This is a genomic window from Hymenobacter fodinae, from assembly GCF_004745825.1.
Lineage (GTDB): Bacteria > Bacteroidota > Bacteroidia > Cytophagales > Hymenobacteraceae > Hymenobacter > Hymenobacter fodinae.
In genome coordinates, this window is record NZ_SRLA01000003.1 from 878,601 (window position 1) to 894,403 (window position 15,803).

Genomic DNA, 15,803 nt, shown 5'->3' on the forward strand with positions numbered 1-15,803 from the left:
TTATTGATCTAGGCACTACCTAATGCAGATTCATCTACAACTCCTTTCTATACAGCGCATAGTGCGCGGTTTCGGCGGGCAAGCCGTCGGTGAAGTGTAGGGAAAAGTTGTCGGTGCGCATCAGGCAGAAAATCACTTGCTCATACCACTCCCGAAAGTGCACCATGCCGTAAGCCCCTAGGGCATTCATGAGGCCGCGGTTACGAAATGAGGGGTGCACTCCTACCGTTTTGGCCAGCAACGTGGGCGCCGCCAACCGAGGATAATCACGCTGAAAGTTGGGCTGCTGATCAGCGGGCAGGCCTAGCGGGGCGTAGTTGGGCTGGCACAAACTGAGCGCCGCCAGCTGTCCCGACTCCCGGTCGCGCAGAAGCACGGAGGTATGCGGGCATAGCCCCGCCGCGTAAGTGGCGTTGTATAGGGCTCGAAACTGCGCACCCGACACCGGCCGGTACGCCGGATTGGCCCCGAATATGGTCTGTACGAGGTCGAAGAGCTCCGTCTCGTACTGCGGCCACGTGTCGGCTGTTAGGGGCAGAAACTCGAAGGGCAAGGCCGCCAGTGCAGCTAGCAGGTGCTGTTTGTCGGCGTAAACGGCCGGCACGGTTTCGGGCCGGATCAGGCGGCTCTCGAAGGTAAGGTGGGGCTGGAATCCCAGGTTTGCCAGTAAATCCGGATAGTACGCAGGGTTGGTGGGCTCCCGATCAAAGCGCCCCCACGAAGGCGCCGCCCCCACCCGCAGGCGGTAGCGCTGAAACGTGTTAAAGTCGAGGGGGCCTACCAGGGCCGGGCAGCCCCGCCGTCGGGCTTCTGCTTCCAGGGCGGCAAACGCTTGGGCGTTGGTTGGGGCATCGGGACTGGTTTCCCAAAAGCCAAAGTGGGCTTCGCCACCCTCCTTCGGGAACAGGCCTACGAGCCGCACTTGGGAGAAATCGGTATAAAACCAGATGTCGTAGCGCTCGGCTTCTTCCGCAAACACCGCCGCGAGCAGTGCCTCATTGGGCGCAGGAGCATCGGACGGCAGTGCCACCTGAAAAAAGCCAGTTGGCAGTGTGCCATCATATGGCAAGGCCACGGGCGTACTGGAGAACATAGATCCAAGATATAGAGGTATGGGCGATGTGAATAGGGCGACTAGTTTGCGAGCTTATATAGCGGCCGGACTGGCTTGCGGGCGCGGACTGCCAGCCGTCACAGGGTCATCGGCCGAGCTGAGCACTTGCAGTTCGCCCCGGCCACCGTCAAAGCGCAGGTGCTGGCCGGACTGAAGGCGACGGGTAAGGCCAGGCACGTTAATGATGGTAGGAATGCCTAGCTCGCGCAGCAGAATAACGGAGTGCGACAGGGCCGAACCTTTCTCAATGACCACGGCCCGGCAGTTGGGGAATAGCACCGCCCAGCCGGGGTCGGTACGGAGAGCACACACAATTTTTCCGGCCACATCCAGGTTGTCCTCGGGGCTCCGGATGACGAGAATTTCGCCTTCTACCACGCCTGGCACGCAACCTGTGCCGCGCAACTGATCAGGATTTTCCACAGCATCTTCCTGGTTTTCGGCAAAGACTGGGGGCGCGGGTACCGTTACACGGGCCGGCACTTCCGCTTGCGAATAGCGCGCAAACTCCGCTCTGCGGCTTTCTACCAGCTCTTGCATACCGGCCGGCGGCTGGCTTTGCAGCGCCCCCGTTATTTCGGCTTCCGTCAGGTAAAACACGTCGCGGCTGGTAGCTAGGCCACCTTGCTGCACCAGCCATTCGCCGGCGGCCAGGTATAGCGCCCGGTACATGCCAAACAGCCGGGTGCGCTCTAGGCGGAGGGTTTCGCGGGCGTGAATGGCGGCCCGCAACTGCCGGAGCGCCTTATGGGTCTGGCGGCGTGCCCACCAAGAGTGGCCTAGCAGCGCATGGGCCAGCTCAGCTTCAGCCGCATCTTTCAACGCAGTGGTAGCAACAGGCGCCGGGCGCGGCCCCTCCACACTGCCGAGGTAGTTGCGCAGGTACTGATAAAAGATGCGCGGCGCCAAGCGCATAGTGTGAGTTTCTAGCTTCAGTTCCCCCACCGTCCGGTCGCCGTAGCGACGGATAAACTCCGTGACGGCGGCTTTAAAACCCGGTGCGAGCTGCTCAACCCGGGCGTGTACGTCGGGAGGCAACTCCAGCAGCAACGGCAGCAGCCCAGGATGCGCCTTAACCTGCTGGGCCAGCTCTTGCATGCGGCGCGAAATTTGGGCGCTAGGCAGGTCTTCGTCGCCGGAGAGGTAGCGGTGCAGGAACTCCTCGGGCTGCGCGAGGCCCCAGCGGCGCAGTAGGCGTAAGGCGCGGCCGTTGGCCATCATCACCCGGAAATCGTTCACAATGGGCGTTGTCCACTGTTCCAGCAGCCCAGCATCGAGGGCCATCTTTTCCGCCAGCAGCTCCGCTCCCGATAAAGAGGCCAGCGGGAGTTGATAGAACCGCTCGTAGTGGTGCTGAAAGTCGGCCTGAAATGCTGCAATGCGCTGCGGCAGCTGCTGAAAAGCCCGCAACAGGCGGCCTAGGTTCAGCAGCAGGCGGGGCAGCATCCGCAGGCGCTCCGGTAGGCTTCTAACTCGGCTCTGCACCAGATCTACCGGCTCTTCCAGCCCCATCATTCGCTCCATATCGGCCTTATTCTGGCGGAATGAAGGCAGCAGCAACAGCCCCTGGTACCAGTGGTTGATGTGGTAGTAGATGCGTCCCTGCACCAGGCCTAGCAGCTGCGTTACCACGGGCTCGTGGGCGGCTACCACGGCCGGGGGCAGGCCTAGCACGCGCATGGTTTGGCGGTACACAGTGGCGTAGGCGCGCTGGGCAAAGCTGAAGGTGAGCGGCGTGGTAACGCCGCAGTAGCTTTCCTGAATGTTGGAATTGTCGTAAACCACCACCTCCGGAATGGCCTGCGTGATAGGGCGCATTTGCACAAGCCAGAGCCGGCCGTCGGCCACCACAAACTCTACGTCCTGGGCCCGGCCGGTCAGGCGCTCTAGCTGCTCACCAGCCGCATGCAGTTCTGCTAGTTGTGCTGCCGTCAGGCAGGCTTGGGCCTGGGCGGGGGTGGACACGGGTACTCGCGCCAGGCCCGCTTCCAGTCCGCTAGCTCCAAACTGCTCTGGTTGCGGGGGGAGTCGCTGCCCACATACTTCCCCGGTGGTTTTGCGCAGGTAGGTTTCCTGCGGATCGAAGTGGCCGCCTACCAGCCCTTCGCCGAAGCCGCGCACGGCGTGTATGGCCTGATAGAGCGGATACTCGGGGTAGGTGGTGAACAGCACGCCGCTTACGTTGGCGGCCAGTTGCTGCTGCACCACCACGGCGGGGCGCGCGGCCAGCGGCAGCCCTTTTTGCTGCCGGTAGGCCACCGCCCGCGCCGAGTAGGCACTGGCGGCGCATTGGCCCAGGGCAGCCAGCACCTCAGGCAAAGTGGTGAGGTTTAGAAACGTATCCATGAGTCCGGCAAACGCGGCGGTGGCCCCATCCTCATCGGCCACGGAAGAGCGCACCACCACCGGCTGCGCCGGGAAGCCCCAGCTAGTCAGTACCTGGCCTAGCGCTGCCTCCTCGGCAGCCGGCAGCCGAAACACTCGCAGTTGCGCCGCGCGCTGCTCTAGGCCTGCCGCTGTCAGGGGAAGGCCCTGCAGCACCGCTTCAAACGTCTCGGCCGGCACTACCAGAAAAGGCGGAACCGGCAACCCGAACTCCCGCAGTTGGTACAAACCGGCCGCCTTGCCGCCGGGCGTATAGGCGCGGCGAGCGGAAAGCGGCGTATCATGGTGCAGTAGCATAACGTATGGTGAATAGAGATAAGCTGCTGATTCGGGTATTCTGGCCACCTCACTGGCCACGTGACAGTTGCCGGAAGCAGGGAGCAGTACAGTGCATTTGAATTATCAAGAAGCAGTCAGCTTGACTATAGGCGGTGGCCTAGGCCGTGAATTTCCAGCAGAATAGAACAGTAGCTGAGCAGCATAAAGAGCGAGGTGAGCAGCTCCGCTTGCTTTAGCCGGGGAGCAGTTGGCTGACGCCATGCCCGGAAGTAGTGCCCTACCGTGAGCAGGTACAGCAGCCCCAGCACCGCCATTGGCACAGGGCCTGCCTGCAGCATCTGCAACAGCCGCGCCTGCACCAGCACCCCAGCTAGCAACACCACCAGCACGGCCAGAATGGCCCCGCCGTAGCCTAGCGCACGAGAATAGGAATCAAGCCCCGGCACTTCTACGGGGCGAATCTTACGAGCTATTTCGAAGGCTAGGCCACCCAGCAAACTTAAGGCCGCCAGCAGCCCAAACACCGGCGGCAGATGGCCCGCGCCGGTTAGTGCCCACCACAGCCACAATATCACGAGGGGCATCACGAACAGATGGGTAGCGGCGTAGAGCAGCAGTCGGGGCCGCAACCAGTGGCCTACGCCAAACTCGTAGCGCATCAGTAAGCTGTAGCCCGTGGCCAGCCCCCAGCCCACCACGGCCAACGGCCCCATTGCGGCCGACCATAGTAGCTCACCTACGCTGCCTAGCGCCGCCACCACCCCTAACTGCCGCAGCGTAACGCGGCCCGTTTGCAGTACGCGTTGCGGGTGGTGTTCTGCATCGGAAGCGTAATCCTTGTACTCATCAAACACCCGCAGCCGGTAGAAAAATGAGATGCTAGCCCCAATGCCCACTGCTTCGCGCCACCCAAACCCGGCCGCCCCGCCCGCTGCCACCGCCATGGCCCGCACCGCCAAGAACACAATGGCGAACAACGCCATGTTCACGGGCGGAAAACGCTCCTGCAGGTAGGCAGCAAAGGCACGGGAAGCAGGAAAAGGCAGGGCGAATGGCATGGGGCAGCAGGAGTTTTACTGGGTAGCGGATCTACTTGTAAAGACTAAGCACGCGCGCACGGCGCGGGCGGCAGGAACGGCATAGGCCTAGCGCAGCTTAACTCGTTAAGGGTCGGTAGTTGCATTTGCCCGGCTACGCAGCGGGTGGCTGGTCAGCAAAGGATTTATGCCTGCAACAATAGGTAATGTCGGGTGCCGTTGCTACTCCGCTCACGGAAAGAACCTCCAGCGCAAAAGTCCTAGAAACGAGACACCTCCACTTCAATCAATTATCTTTATATCAGCTCATTAACTCAGTAAATTAGGTCTATTTGGTGCTGCTTCCTGCTTGGTGAGAAGTCCGTAACGTCATACTTATTCTTCGCGGGAGGGCCCGGAAGCCGGTTTCTTCGGGCCAGGCTCGGCGCTTACAGCCCCGTTGAGCCGTTGGTCCTCGCATGATTACCACACTTTATAGATGGCGCTTCTTGTTTTTGGTATTTCTGGTGGGGCTGTGCGCGCTGCTCTGGCCGGGCGTGCGAGCCGGCGTGCAGGTAGATAACAGCCTCGCCGCCTGGTTTCTGGAGGACGACCCGGCGCTAGTGGCCTACCAGGAGTTTCAGGAGCGCTTTGGCAATGACGAGGTGGTGATTATAGGCGTGCACGACTCAACCACTTTGCTCACGCCCGGCAACTCGCAGCGGCTGCGGCACCTTAGCTTGGCCCTTGAGGCGCACCCCGCGGTAGCGGCCGTCCTTAGCGCCGGTACCACCACGGTGCCCACTCCCAACGGCCTGCATGCCGCCCGTCCCCTCCTCGACTCGGGCGCTACTCCGGCCGCCGCGCGCCGCTACCTGAGCCGTAGGCCTACGCTCCGCCAGCAGCTGTTCAGCCCCGACTACCGCACGGCCCGCCTACTGGTGGTACTGCGGGCCAGCCCCAACTTCGACGACCAGCGCGGCGAGATTCTAACCCAGCTGCGCCGCATTACGGGGGCGCATGTGCCCAGGGGCAGTTACTGGCTGGGCGGCGTGGGTGTAGTATACGCGGGCCTCAATGCGCTTTCGCAGCAAGATTTTGGGCTCTTTCTTGGCCTCGGGTATGCGCTGATGTTCGTGCTTATTTGGCTACTCTACCGTAACCTGTGGCTGCTGCTCTACACGCTGGGTATTGTGAGCTTGGCTACCTACGTGACGCTGGGTGTGTATGGCCTGCTGGGCTACCGCCTCAACCTGATGACGGTACTGCTGCCAGTGATTATCATTCTGCTGGGCCTGATGGACGCCCTGCACGTGGTAAATGAGCGCAACCACTTGGCCCGTCCCGGCAGCACCGGCCCCGCCGACACCCTGCAGGCCCTGCGCAACCTGGCCCGCCCCTGCCTAGCCACCATGCTCACCACCGTAGCCGGGTTTCTGGCGTTGCTCAGCAGTCCGATGGCCATCTTGCGGGTGTTTGGCGTTTTCGCGGCCCTGGGCATTGGGCTGTGCCTGGTATTTACATTTGGGTTGGGCGTGTTGGTGCTGCCCTACGCGGCACCCAGTCCGCGCGCCACGCGCATTACCAGCAACCGCCTAGTAACCTTTTACGAGCTAGTGCTCAGGCACCGGAGGCTGGCCACAGCCGCTTCGGTGTGGCTCGTGGCCCTAGGCCTGTGGGGAGCTACCCGCCTACGCGCCGACACATACACGCTGGGCTACTTGCCCGCAAACCACCTAGTAGTACACGACCACCAAGCCCTGGAAGCAGCGTGGGGGCCCTACTTGCCGCTGGAGCTGCTGGTAGAACCGCGTTCTGGCTACTCTTTGGCCAGCCCGGCCGTGCTGCAGGCGGCGGCCGCCTTCGCCGACTCGGCCCGGACGCTGCGAAGCGCGGGGCAGGTCTTCGGCTTTCAGTCGCTCTATCAGGCTGGCCTAGAAACCCGCTATGGCCCCCGCGGCGGACAGCTGCTAGGCCAGGCCAGCGCGGTGCAAGACATGGACGCCCGGCTCCGGCAAGATTACCCGCAGCTGCTAGCCCAATTCGTGCATCAGCCCTCGGGTACCGGCCGCATCACGGTATCGGGCCGGATGCTGTCGGCCCGACAGCTCACGGCCACCACCGATACCCTCCTGCGCATGGCGAGCCACACGCTGGGGCCAGTGGCCCGCGTGCGCCCCGCCGGCTACCAACCCCTCTACGCCCGCATTACCAACTACGTCACAACTTCTCAAACCAACAGCCTGCTGCTGTCCTTTCTGCTGGTGCTGGGTCTGGTGTGGGTGTTTGTGGGCAACTTCCGGCTGGCTGTGCTGGCCCTCATTCCCAACGTGTTTCCGGTGGTAGTGCTGCTGGGCGTGATGGGGTGGGCAGGCATTGCGATGGATACTGCTACGGTCAGCATTGCGGCCATCGTGCTGAGCTTCTGCACCGACGATACCGTGCACTTTATCCATGCGTACCGGGAGCAGCGCCGCCGAGGATTGGGACCCGCGGCCGCCCGCCACCGCACGGTAGCCCACGTGGGGCCCACCATCGTCCTGACCAGCGCTGTGCTGTTTGGAGGTTACGCCGTGATGCTGCTGGCCTCGTTGCAAACCGTGTTTTTGTTTGGCCTGCTGACCTCACTTTCCATTGCAGCCGCCCTTTACGGCGAGGTGATTATTTTTCCCCTGCTGCTGGAGCGCTTCGACCGAGACTAAGTCCGTTGCCCTCCCACTTGGCTACTTCCTCTGCGTGTTCCCGGTATGCCCGGTCAAGCAAGGCACTGCTGGGGTTGGTGCCGAGGTAAATGGTGGTGCCGCGCTCAATGGCGTAGGGGTTGGTAACTTCCCCCACTTTCCGAAATTCCTGGAAGTAAGGCGTCAGCTCATCGGGGTTACCTTCCCCTATCAGCAATAAGTAGCGGTAGGGCTGCGCGGGGCGGGGTGGCAGCCAGTACAAGTAGCTCCCGTTGAAGCTGGCGGCCGCCGGCATGGGCCGGTTGCGGTTGTAGTAATTGATGGCGCCGGCCTGCCCGTAGTTGTCGCATTTGATGAGGGTGCGGGCCCGCATAGAATCGGGTATAGCTTGGTAGGCCTGCCAGGTTTTGTCGGCCAGTTCCTGCCAACCTAGCATGTCGGCGAAGTCCTGGGGAATGGCGTGGTCGTGGCCGTCTTCCCAGCGTAGCGCGCCGGTGCCACGGTACGGAACCCCTATTTGCTCCATCTGGGCAGGGGCGTAAAACGGGAGCAGGAAAGGATACAGGGGCAGCACCAGTAGAAAAGGCAGCACCAGCAGTGCGGGCCGCAGCCACCGCCCGGCGCTAGGCCAGTGCGCCAGCTGCTGCTCCCACCATACGGCCCCGGCAGCAAATAGAATAGGATAATAGCCGAGGGCATAATAACTCTTGCCGTGCAGCAAAGTGATGATCAGCAGCCCGAAGCAGTAGAGCAGCCCCACGGTCCGGTACGGCCGAAACGACGGATAAACCAGCAGCGCCAACACACCAGGCAACCACACCCACAGGGCGGGCAAGCACATCAGCAGCTGGTCTTTCCAGAAATTAGCCACGCTCACGTTTACCAGCTGCGAGTCGTGCAGCTCCTGCATGTGGTGCAGAAATGGAATGCCGTGGCGCAGCTGCCACACTAGGTTTGGGAGCCACAGCAGCAGCGCCAGCCCCGCTCCTACCCAAAACGCCCGCGTAGTGAACATTAGGCGGGCCGGCGTCAGGAGCAGGCCTAGCACCAAGGCCGCCAGAAAGAAAAATGGCGTGTACTTGTTCAGCAAGGCCAGGCCCAGTATTGCCCCGATCCCATATAAGAAGCGCGGTGTTGGCCGCTGCTGGTACCGGATCAGCCAGTAACAAGCCAGCGTAAAAGCAAAAACTTCGAAGGAATTGGGTTGAAACAGAAAGTTGAGGCGAGAAAAAGCCCCAAGCAGGTAACAGAGCCCCGCCAGCACTACCGCCCACGTGCCGCCACCCAGCCGTTGCGCGGCCCGCGCCACCACGTACACCGTAAGGCTGCCCCAAAGCAGCGGCCAGAATTTCACCCAAAAATACCCCCCGCCCAGGGCCAACGTCAGCCAGCTTTGCAGGGCCGTGAAGGGGGGCACTTCAATGTAGCCCCAGGCCAGATGCTGCCCGTAGTTAAGGTACAGGTACTCGTCGCGATGCAGCTCGTAGGCGGAGCTGACGAGGAAAAAGCCGGATAAGAATTTAAGCAGAGCAAATCCCAACGGCAGCAAACGCGACGATTTCATGAGCCTAAGCAAAAGCTGTAATGGAAGGAACGGCGCCTGAGCGCGCCCCTAAAAGAACGGCAAAGCAAGGGAAGCACAAAGTCCCAGCCTAGTAGGCCTGGCAGGAAGCGTTGCGCAAGTGGCCTAACCTTACTGGGTTACGCGCTTCAGCATCCGCCCGAAACCGCCAATCCCTAAGTCAAGGTAAAGGATGCTGCCCTTGAAACCGGCGTCGTGGCGGGCCTGGCCCTGCCGGATACCGGCGCGTAGCTTCAGCATCCAGGAGCCGGTTTCGTGGCGGTAGGGGCCGGAACTCTCAGTTTGCCAGAGCTTGAAATCGAGGTTGACGCCGGCCGTGAGGGGATGGCGAAAAGTCATATTCAGCTCACTGTCGGGATTGTCTTTTTGACTAGTGGCGGCGGTGATGAAGAAGGCAGAAAGGCCCGCGAAGGGCGTCAGGCGCACCCGGCCGCCTTCGTATACCAAATAGCCCACCGACGCCTCGGGCACAAAATAATTTATCTTTAGCCCCTCACGCCAATTGCCGCGGTAAGCAAACTCCTGGCGCGTAGAGCCCAACCCAATATAGTTGCGCAAGTAGAGTTGGTACCGGTCCCAGCCAAACTCAAAGCCGTGGCCCAGGTTGGCGCCCGCCCGGAAGTAGGTTGGCAGGCTGCCGGTCAGGATGCTGGTGCCCGAGTGGAAGTCAAGGCCGTACGAAAACCGACTCGGCCGCATCTCGGGCTTCACAAACAACCGCAGAAACGCGGCATACTCCGTATTAGGATACTGGCCTAGAAAGGCGTTAGCCTCGGCGCTGCTTCCGCCAGCGGGGCTGGCGGGCTGTTCCCGCATCTTCAGCAACGAGACAAACAGCTGCAGGAAGGTGGAGTCTTCGGGTAGAAAACGAGCCCGCTGAATGGCCCGCCGCAGGGTATCCTCGCGGAGCAATACGCGGTGTGTGGCGGCCTCAAAGAGCCCATCCTGGGGCAACAGATTGTACTGACGCTGAGCCCGGGCTGATTGCGCCCCCGCCTCAAACCGGCTTATCTGTTTGATTAGAGGGTAAAATTCCTCACTTACGGCCAGCAAAGCCCACTCCTCGTAAGGCCGCAGGCTGCGCGTGGTGTCGGCGGTAGTTTCGCGCAGGTAGGTTAGCAGCGCAGGAATGGGCTGCACCCGACCGTGCCGCAGGTGGCCTAGCAGCAGCTCGCGTACTTGCACGGTGCGCACTAGGTCACTGGGGGTCTGTTTCCGCAACTGGGTGTCTATTTGCCGCTTCAGGCGCAGCAGTGAGTCAGGGGTCTGGGCACACGTGGGACGCGCCAGGCCAATTAATAAGCACAGCCATATCGCGCTAACAGCGAGTAGAGGTAGCCGCATTCTAACAACGTACGGTAACAGATGAGAGGACCTATTCCGCCTCTAGCATCCGCGGAATAGTACAAACATACTATGTTAACTGAAGCGTTGATAGGCCAAGGCCACTAAAAAACCACACCTTTACAGTTCCTCCGGCAACCGAATATTGTCGAGGTACTCGCGCAGCCCGGCGGGGTGCTGAAATAGATGAATAAACAGCACCTGCTCCTCGTCCCACACGCACCACTCCTCGGCGTAGAAGTCGCCGAGGGCAAACAGGCGCAGGCGAAAGCTATCCTGGCGCCGCTCGGCCAACAGGTGGCCGTGGTGGCGCAGGTGCTCGGCCTGCCGGTACAGATGAAGGGCTTTGAATGCGTCGAGTTTCATGAGGCTAGAGAACCCGAAGATACGGCCGCTGGGTTCCGTAGGCCAGGGGCTCCTCATTTCACGGCTTCATCACGTCGCGTTTCTACCTTCGCAGGATGAAAGTGATTCGGTTTCCGCACCCCTTGGTGCTGTTGGTTGGGTTTATTGTAGTGGCTTGCCTGCTGAGCTACGTGTTGCCGGCCGGAGTATTTGAGCGTCATACTGATGCGGCCACCGGCCGGGAGGTAGTAGTGGCGGGCTCTTACCACCGCGTAGTGGCCTCGCCGGTTAGTCCGCTGCAGGCTATTGTAGACATCCCGAAAGGCTTGCAAGACGCGGCCTCCGTAATTTTTCTGGTGTTTCTGGCAGGCGGCGCCTTCACCGTAGTCGACCAAACCGGTGCCTTACGTAGCGGGGTTGACTGGCTGCTTAACAAGTTCCGGGGGCGCGAGGCCATCGTGATACCCATTATTTCGGTACTGTTTGCCACCATGGGGGCGCTGGAAAACATGCAGGAAGAGATTGTGCCCCTGGTGCCGGTGCTCCTCATTTTGATGCGCCGCATAGGGTACCCTACCGTTACAGCGGCGGCCGTCAGCATTGGCTCGGCCGCAGTTGGTGCGGCATTTAGCCCCCTAAACCCGTTTCAGGTAGGCATTGCCCAAAAGCTGGCCCAGCTGCCCTTGCTCTCAGGCGGGGGGTTCCGCATGGTGTTTCTGGCGCTGGCCCTAGCCATCTGGATTGGGGGCACCGTGCGCTACGCCATCCGGCACCGCGTGCAGCCCGATACCGCCGATGAGGCCGACCCGGCCGCAGCCGCCCACACCGGGCGTAACCACGGGCTGGTGCTGCTGTTGATGTTCGTCACGTTTGCCTTTTTTGCCTACGGTGTACTGCAGCTGGGTTGGGAGTTTGAGCAAATGGCGGCCTTATTCTTTGGATTGGGCATCTTGGCCGGTGTGGTAGGTGGCCTAGGCCTCACGGGCACCGCCGAGGGGTTCATCGACGGCTTCCGTGACATTGCCTTTTCGGCGCTGCTGATTGGGTTTGCCCGCGCCATTTTTGTGGTGCTGGAGCAGGGCCAGATTGTGGATACCATCGTGAATAGCCTTTCAGCCCCGCTGGCAAACTTGCCGGCCTGGCTTTCTGCCCTGGGCATGATGGGCGTGCACACGGCCCTGCACCTGCCGGTGCCTAGCGTGAGTGGGCAAGCCGTACTGACCATGCCCCTACTCGTGCCCCTCTCCGACCTCATTGGGCTTTCGCGCCAGGTTACAGTACTGGCCTACCAGTACGGCGCGGGCCTGTGCGAGCTGCTGACGCCCACCAACGGGGCGCTCATGGCCATTGTGGCCGCCTGCGGGGTGCGCTTTGATGAGTGGTGGAAATTCGCTTTTCCGCTGTATCTGCTCTTGCTAGCCTTGGCTGTAGTAGCCATTATAGCAGGTATTGCCGTGGGTATTTAGGCCTTACACCAGACGCGCAGCAGTGCCCCGCACAGGTTAGTTAAGGTCAGCAATATAGAATCCGGTATCTTGTACTGTTGAGTAGCTTTGGCCCGCCTAGTAGGTAATGAATTCCCTGAATAGCTTTTTTGCGGTGGCCCTCAGCGCGGGGGTCAGCCTTCTCGCCTTTCTTCCGGTGCAAGCGGCCGAAGCAAGTGGAGCGCCCGTGCGCCCGGTAATTTCGGGGACTTTGCCTCCGCCTGCCCCGGCTGCGAGTCCGCGCGAAGTGCCGGGGGGCACTCACCGGTTGCCCCGGCAAAAACTGGATAGCCTGCAGCTACGCCTCCGGCAACATCCGCAGCCCGACACGGTGCGCGTCAACCGCCTCAATGCCCTGGCCCTGGCCTTGCGTACCAATAATCCGGCAACATCCGCAGCCTTGTTTCGGGAAGCGCTGGCCCTCTCCACCCGCCTCCAGTACCTGTTGGGGCGGGGCCACGCCCGGTTCGGCCTTGGCTACCACTACCGCGACAAAAGCCAGTACGACTCTGCGCTGACCTACACCCAACGAGCCTACCACGATTACACCCAGCTTCGCAACGACTACCACCGGGCCCGGGCCCTGTACGGGATGGCGCGCATTTATTTCGAGCAGGGTTTGTACGGCCAGTCGATGGCCAGCTGTCTGGAGGGCCTGCAGCTGGCCCGCGCCCAGCGCAGCCTGCGGCCCGAGCTGTTTCTGCTCACGCAGTTAGGCCACACCAGCACGGCTCTGGGCGAGTATGAGCAGGCCCACCAATACCTACGGCAGGCCCAGCGGCTGGCCCAGCAACTGCACGACCCCATCGGCAGTGGGCACGCCTACACGGCTCTCGGCGAGCTCAGCCAGCAGCAAGAGCGGTGGGCGCGGGCGCAGCAGTTTTACGAGCAGGCCATTGCGAGTTATCAGGCGGTGTATAACGCCCAGGGCTTACTACCGAGCCGTATTCGGTTGCTGGATATGGCCGAGCGCCAAGGCCGGGCCCAGCAGGCCTTGGCGGAGGGAGCCGCGCTCTTGCGCCAGGCAACTACGGCCAGTGAAATCAGTCGGCTACATGTGGTGCTGGCCCGCGCCTGGTTGCAGGCAGGCCAGCCCGACAGCGCCGCCCGCCACGGCCGCCAGAGTTTGCGCGTGAGTCAGGCTAGCCGGCTGAAGGAAGTGAGTGCCAGTGCTGCCCAACTGCTGGCCCAGGTGGCGGCGCGCCAAAACCGCTTTGCCGAGGCGTACCGCTACCAGCAACTCACAAGCTCGTATGCCGATAGCCTCACGGGCAACGCTACCCGCCGGTTGGTGGCGGCCCTGCAGTTTCGGGCGAGCCGGGAGCGGGAGCAAAGTCAGCGCAGGGAGCTGGCACAGCAGCAGCAAGTAGCCCGCTTGCGCCAGCAGCGCCAAACCATTTTATGGGGAGCCCTAACCTTGGTGGCAGCCGTGGCTAGTGGCCTAGGCGTGTGGCAGTACCGCCGCCAGCAAGCCGCCCGCGACAAAGAACTGCGCACCCGTTTGGCCGCCGACCTAAACAACGACGTGGGGGCCCTTCTGCAGCAGATTTCAGAGCAAAGTGGCCTCCTGCAAGAAGGCTTGGCCGACGGAGAAGCCCAGCGCCGGCAGCTAGACCAGATATCCGAATCAAGCCGCTCGGCCATGCGCCAGCTCAATGATGTGGTATGGAGCCTCGACTCTAAGAATGATAAGCTGGCTGACTTACTTGACCGCCTGCGAGAGTACGCTCACGAGGTACTCGACCCAGCTGGCCTTTCCGTCACCTTCGCCTTTCCTACTACGCAACTTGCGCAGCCTCTCTCCTCGCTGCTGCGCCGCAACCTATATCTGATTTATAAAGAGAGCCTACGCAACCTGCTTGACCACGCCTCGTGCGCCACGGCCGTTGCCGTGAGCGTGCAGTTGATGCCCGGCAGCCCTACGCAGCTTGCCTTAGAGGTGCGGGATAATTGCGGCACGCAGTGTCAGCCGCAGGGGCGCCAAGCTGGTCGGGGGTTGCGCACTATTTCGGCGCGGGCTCAGTCGTTGGGCGGTATTTCCTACAGCGGCAGCACAGCCGACGGGTTCCGGGTGTACGTGGTTGCCCCGCTGGCAGGCGGCTGGAATGCGCCCAAACGATACCAACCCAGCTAGGCCACTCTGGCTACCTATTATAGCTCTTCAGGCCTGATTGGGCTTCTGTTAAAGCTGCTACAAGGAGGCGCCTACGCAAGGTAAAACCAACAGCCCCGAATGGTATATACCATTCGGGGCTGTTGGCTTTTGCGGGGCTGGTGCTTTCACTCATGAAAGCTGAGTTGCCCTTTATGGTTGCCCACCGCCCCCAGCCGCGCCATATACCTGACCGGTAGCGTAGCTGGCATTGGGGTCGGCTAGCTGCACGTAAATAGAGGCAAGCTCGGCGGGTTGTCCCGGCCGACCCATGGGAGTGTCGCCGCCAAATTTTTTCAGCTTCTCTTGAGTGGCGCCGCCGCTTACCTGCAGCGGTGTCCAGATGGGGCCGGGGGCCACGCCGTTCACCCGGATGCCCTTCGGCCCAAGCTGTTTTGCCAAGGAGCGCACGTAGTTGGTGGTGGCTGCCTTGGTTTGCGCGTAGTCGTAGAGGTCGGCGGAGGGGTCGGTGGCCTGCTCAGAAGTGGTACCAATGATTACCGAGCCCGGCTGCATGTGGGGCAACGCCGCCTTAATAGTCCAGAATGGCGCGTAGATGTTGGTTTTCATCGTCGCGTCGAAATCCTCGCTGGAGAGCTCCAGAATGGATTGATGCTGTTGCTGCCGAGCCGCGTTATTAACCAGAATATCGAGCCCGCCGAGCTGACGCACGGCCTCATCAACCAGCTTTTTGCAGAAAGCTTCGTCGCGCAGGTCGCCGGGAATGGCTACGGCTTTCTGGCCAGCTGCTTTAATTAGGGCTATTACTTCTTTAGCGTCGGCTTCTTCTGCTGGCAGGTAGTTGATGGCTACGTCGGCGCCTTCGCGGGCGTAAGCAATGGCTGCCGCCCGGCCCATGCCCGAGTCGCCGCCCGTAATTAGGGCTTTGCGCCCCTTGAGGCGACCTGAGCCCTTATAGCTCTTCTCGCCGTGGTCGGGCACTGGGTCCATCTTGCTGGCCAAGCCCGGCCACGCCTGCGACTGGCCTTTAAAAGGTGGCCTAGCATATTTGGTGTTGGGGTTTTCGAGGGCAGCGGGCGCGGCCGCAGCGGGGCTGGCTACGCTTTCAACCGCTAGGCCTGGTGCTACGGCAGCCGCGGCTAAGCCGGCTCCTATTCCTACTAATACCTTACGCCGAGTGACGTTATTTTCTTCTTGCATGATAGCGTGATGTTCAATGGGTAGTCGAATAAGCCCTTATCGGATAGACATAGCTGCTGTACCAGGATAGCTAGTCGAGGCCTTCTCACGGTCTGATTTGGTCTTCGCCCCGCTGTCCCAAGTTTCCAACCTCTCTGTGCTTGCCCAAGGGTCTAAGAGTGTTACTACATCTGGCTCGCAACAGTTACCAATGCCCAAATTTTATCAGCAGCGGCTTCTATTGCTATACTCTTGCATCTACTTCTCTGACTTAGACCTTG

At 61.4% G+C, this 15,803-nt stretch carries 10 protein-coding genes; 3 read left to right on the forward strand and 7 right to left on the reverse strand.

What is annotated here, in order from left to right; all coding sequences use genetic code 11:
- Window positions 1-34 precede the first annotated feature (34 nt).
- The 3 genes from EU556_RS17540 to EU556_RS17550 all read right to left on the reverse strand — a co-directional run bounded on the left by EU556_RS17540 (window position 35) and on the right by EU556_RS17550 (window position 4,836).
- On the reverse strand, window positions 35-1,093 hold the full coding sequence (locus EU556_RS17540) for a hypothetical protein (protein ID WP_135435414.1): 1,059 nt from the start codon (window positions 1,091-1,093) through the stop codon (window positions 35-37).
- A gap of 54 nt (window positions 1,094-1,147) precedes the next feature.
- Window positions 1,148-3,796 carry a PEP/pyruvate-binding domain-containing protein gene (locus tag EU556_RS17545; RefSeq protein WP_135435415.1) on the reverse strand — a complete coding sequence of 883 codons (2,649 nt, stop codon included), beginning with the start codon at window positions 3,794-3,796 and terminating at the stop codon, window positions 1,148-1,150.
- Window positions 3,797-3,921: 125 nt separating this feature from the next.
- Window positions 3,922-4,836 (reverse strand): UbiA prenyltransferase family protein, encoded by a 915-nt coding sequence (locus tag EU556_RS17550; RefSeq protein WP_135435416.1) that lies wholly within the window; start codon window positions 4,834-4,836, stop codon window positions 3,922-3,924.
- A 437-nt stretch (window positions 4,837-5,273) separates the two neighbouring features.
- Between EU556_RS17550 and EU556_RS17555 the strand changes: the two genes are divergently transcribed.
- Entirely contained in the window at window positions 5,274-7,496 is a 2,223-nt protein-coding gene (locus tag EU556_RS17555) for an efflux RND transporter permease subunit (protein WP_135435417.1), read from the forward strand.
- On the opposite strand, the gene EU556_RS17560 is transcribed toward EU556_RS17555, so the two are convergent.
- The 3 genes from EU556_RS17560 to EU556_RS17570 form a co-directional block, all read right to left on the reverse strand.
- Complete coding sequence (locus EU556_RS17560) at window positions 7,456-9,039, reverse strand: ArnT family glycosyltransferase (RefSeq protein ID WP_135435418.1); 1,584 nt, start codon at window positions 9,037-9,039, stop codon at window positions 7,456-7,458. The two genes, EU556_RS17555 and EU556_RS17560, sit on opposite strands and share 41 nt — an antisense overlap.
- A gap of 129 nt (window positions 9,040-9,168) precedes the next feature.
- A complete protein-coding gene (locus EU556_RS17565) occupies window positions 9,169-10,278 on the reverse strand; it encodes a hypothetical protein (protein WP_135435419.1) in 1,110 nt (369 codons plus the stop codon).
- Window positions 10,279-10,521: 243 nt separating this feature from the next.
- Window positions 10,522-10,767 (reverse strand): hypothetical protein, encoded by a 246-nt coding sequence (locus tag EU556_RS17570; RefSeq protein WP_135435420.1) that lies wholly within the window; start codon window positions 10,765-10,767, stop codon window positions 10,522-10,524.
- 95 nt (window positions 10,768-10,862) lie between these two features.
- On the opposite strand from EU556_RS17570, the gene EU556_RS17575 reads away from it, so the two are divergent.
- Both EU556_RS17575 and EU556_RS17580 read left to right on the forward strand, forming a co-directional pair.
- Complete coding sequence (locus EU556_RS17575; protein WP_135435421.1) at window positions 10,863-12,212, forward strand: YfcC family protein; 1,350 nt, start codon at window positions 10,863-10,865, stop codon at window positions 12,210-12,212.
- A gap of 106 nt (window positions 12,213-12,318) precedes the next feature.
- A complete protein-coding gene (locus EU556_RS17580) occupies window positions 12,319-14,364 on the forward strand; it encodes a tetratricopeptide repeat-containing sensor histidine kinase (RefSeq protein ID WP_135435422.1) in 2,046 nt (681 codons plus the stop codon).
- A gap of 171 nt (window positions 14,365-14,535) precedes the next feature.
- Here EU556_RS17580 and EU556_RS17585 read toward each other — a convergent pair whose 3' ends face one another.
- Complete coding sequence (locus tag EU556_RS17585) at window positions 14,536-15,543, reverse strand: SDR family oxidoreductase (protein WP_135435423.1); 1,008 nt, start codon at window positions 15,541-15,543, stop codon at window positions 14,536-14,538.
- Window positions 15,544-15,803: the final 260 nt, after the last annotated feature.

Excerpts from the sequence above, each read along its gene's own strand:
- EU556_RS17585 (WP_135435423.1), bottom strand. The coding sequence starts at position 15,543 with ATGCAAGAAGAAAATAACGTCACTCGGCGTAAGGTATTAGTAGGAATA.
- EU556_RS17560 (WP_135435418.1), bottom strand. The coding sequence starts at position 9,039 with ATGAAATCGTCGCGTTTGCTGCCGTTGGGATTTGCTCTGCTTAAATTC.
- EU556_RS17575 (WP_135435421.1), top strand. The coding sequence starts at position 10,863 with ATGAAAGTGATTCGGTTTCCGCACCCCTTGGTGCTGTTGGTTGGGTTT.
- EU556_RS17550 (WP_135435416.1), bottom strand. The coding sequence starts at position 4,836 with ATGCCATTCGCCCTGCCTTTTCCTGCTTCCCGTGCCTTTGCTGCCTAC.
- EU556_RS17540 (WP_135435414.1), bottom strand. The coding sequence starts at position 1,093 with ATGTTCTCCAGTACGCCCGTGGCCTTGCCATATGATGGCACACTGCCA.
- EU556_RS17570 (WP_135435420.1), bottom strand. The coding sequence starts at position 10,767 with ATGAAACTCGACGCATTCAAAGCCCTTCATCTGTACCGGCAGGCCGAG.
- EU556_RS17580 (WP_135435422.1), top strand. The coding sequence starts at position 12,319 with ATGAATTCCCTGAATAGCTTTTTTGCGGTGGCCCTCAGCGCGGGGGTC.
- EU556_RS17555 (WP_135435417.1), top strand. The coding sequence starts at position 5,274 with ATGATTACCACACTTTATAGATGGCGCTTCTTGTTTTTGGTATTTCTG.
- EU556_RS17545 (WP_135435415.1), bottom strand. The coding sequence starts at position 3,796 with ATGCTACTGCACCATGATACGCCGCTTTCCGCTCGCCGCGCCTATACG.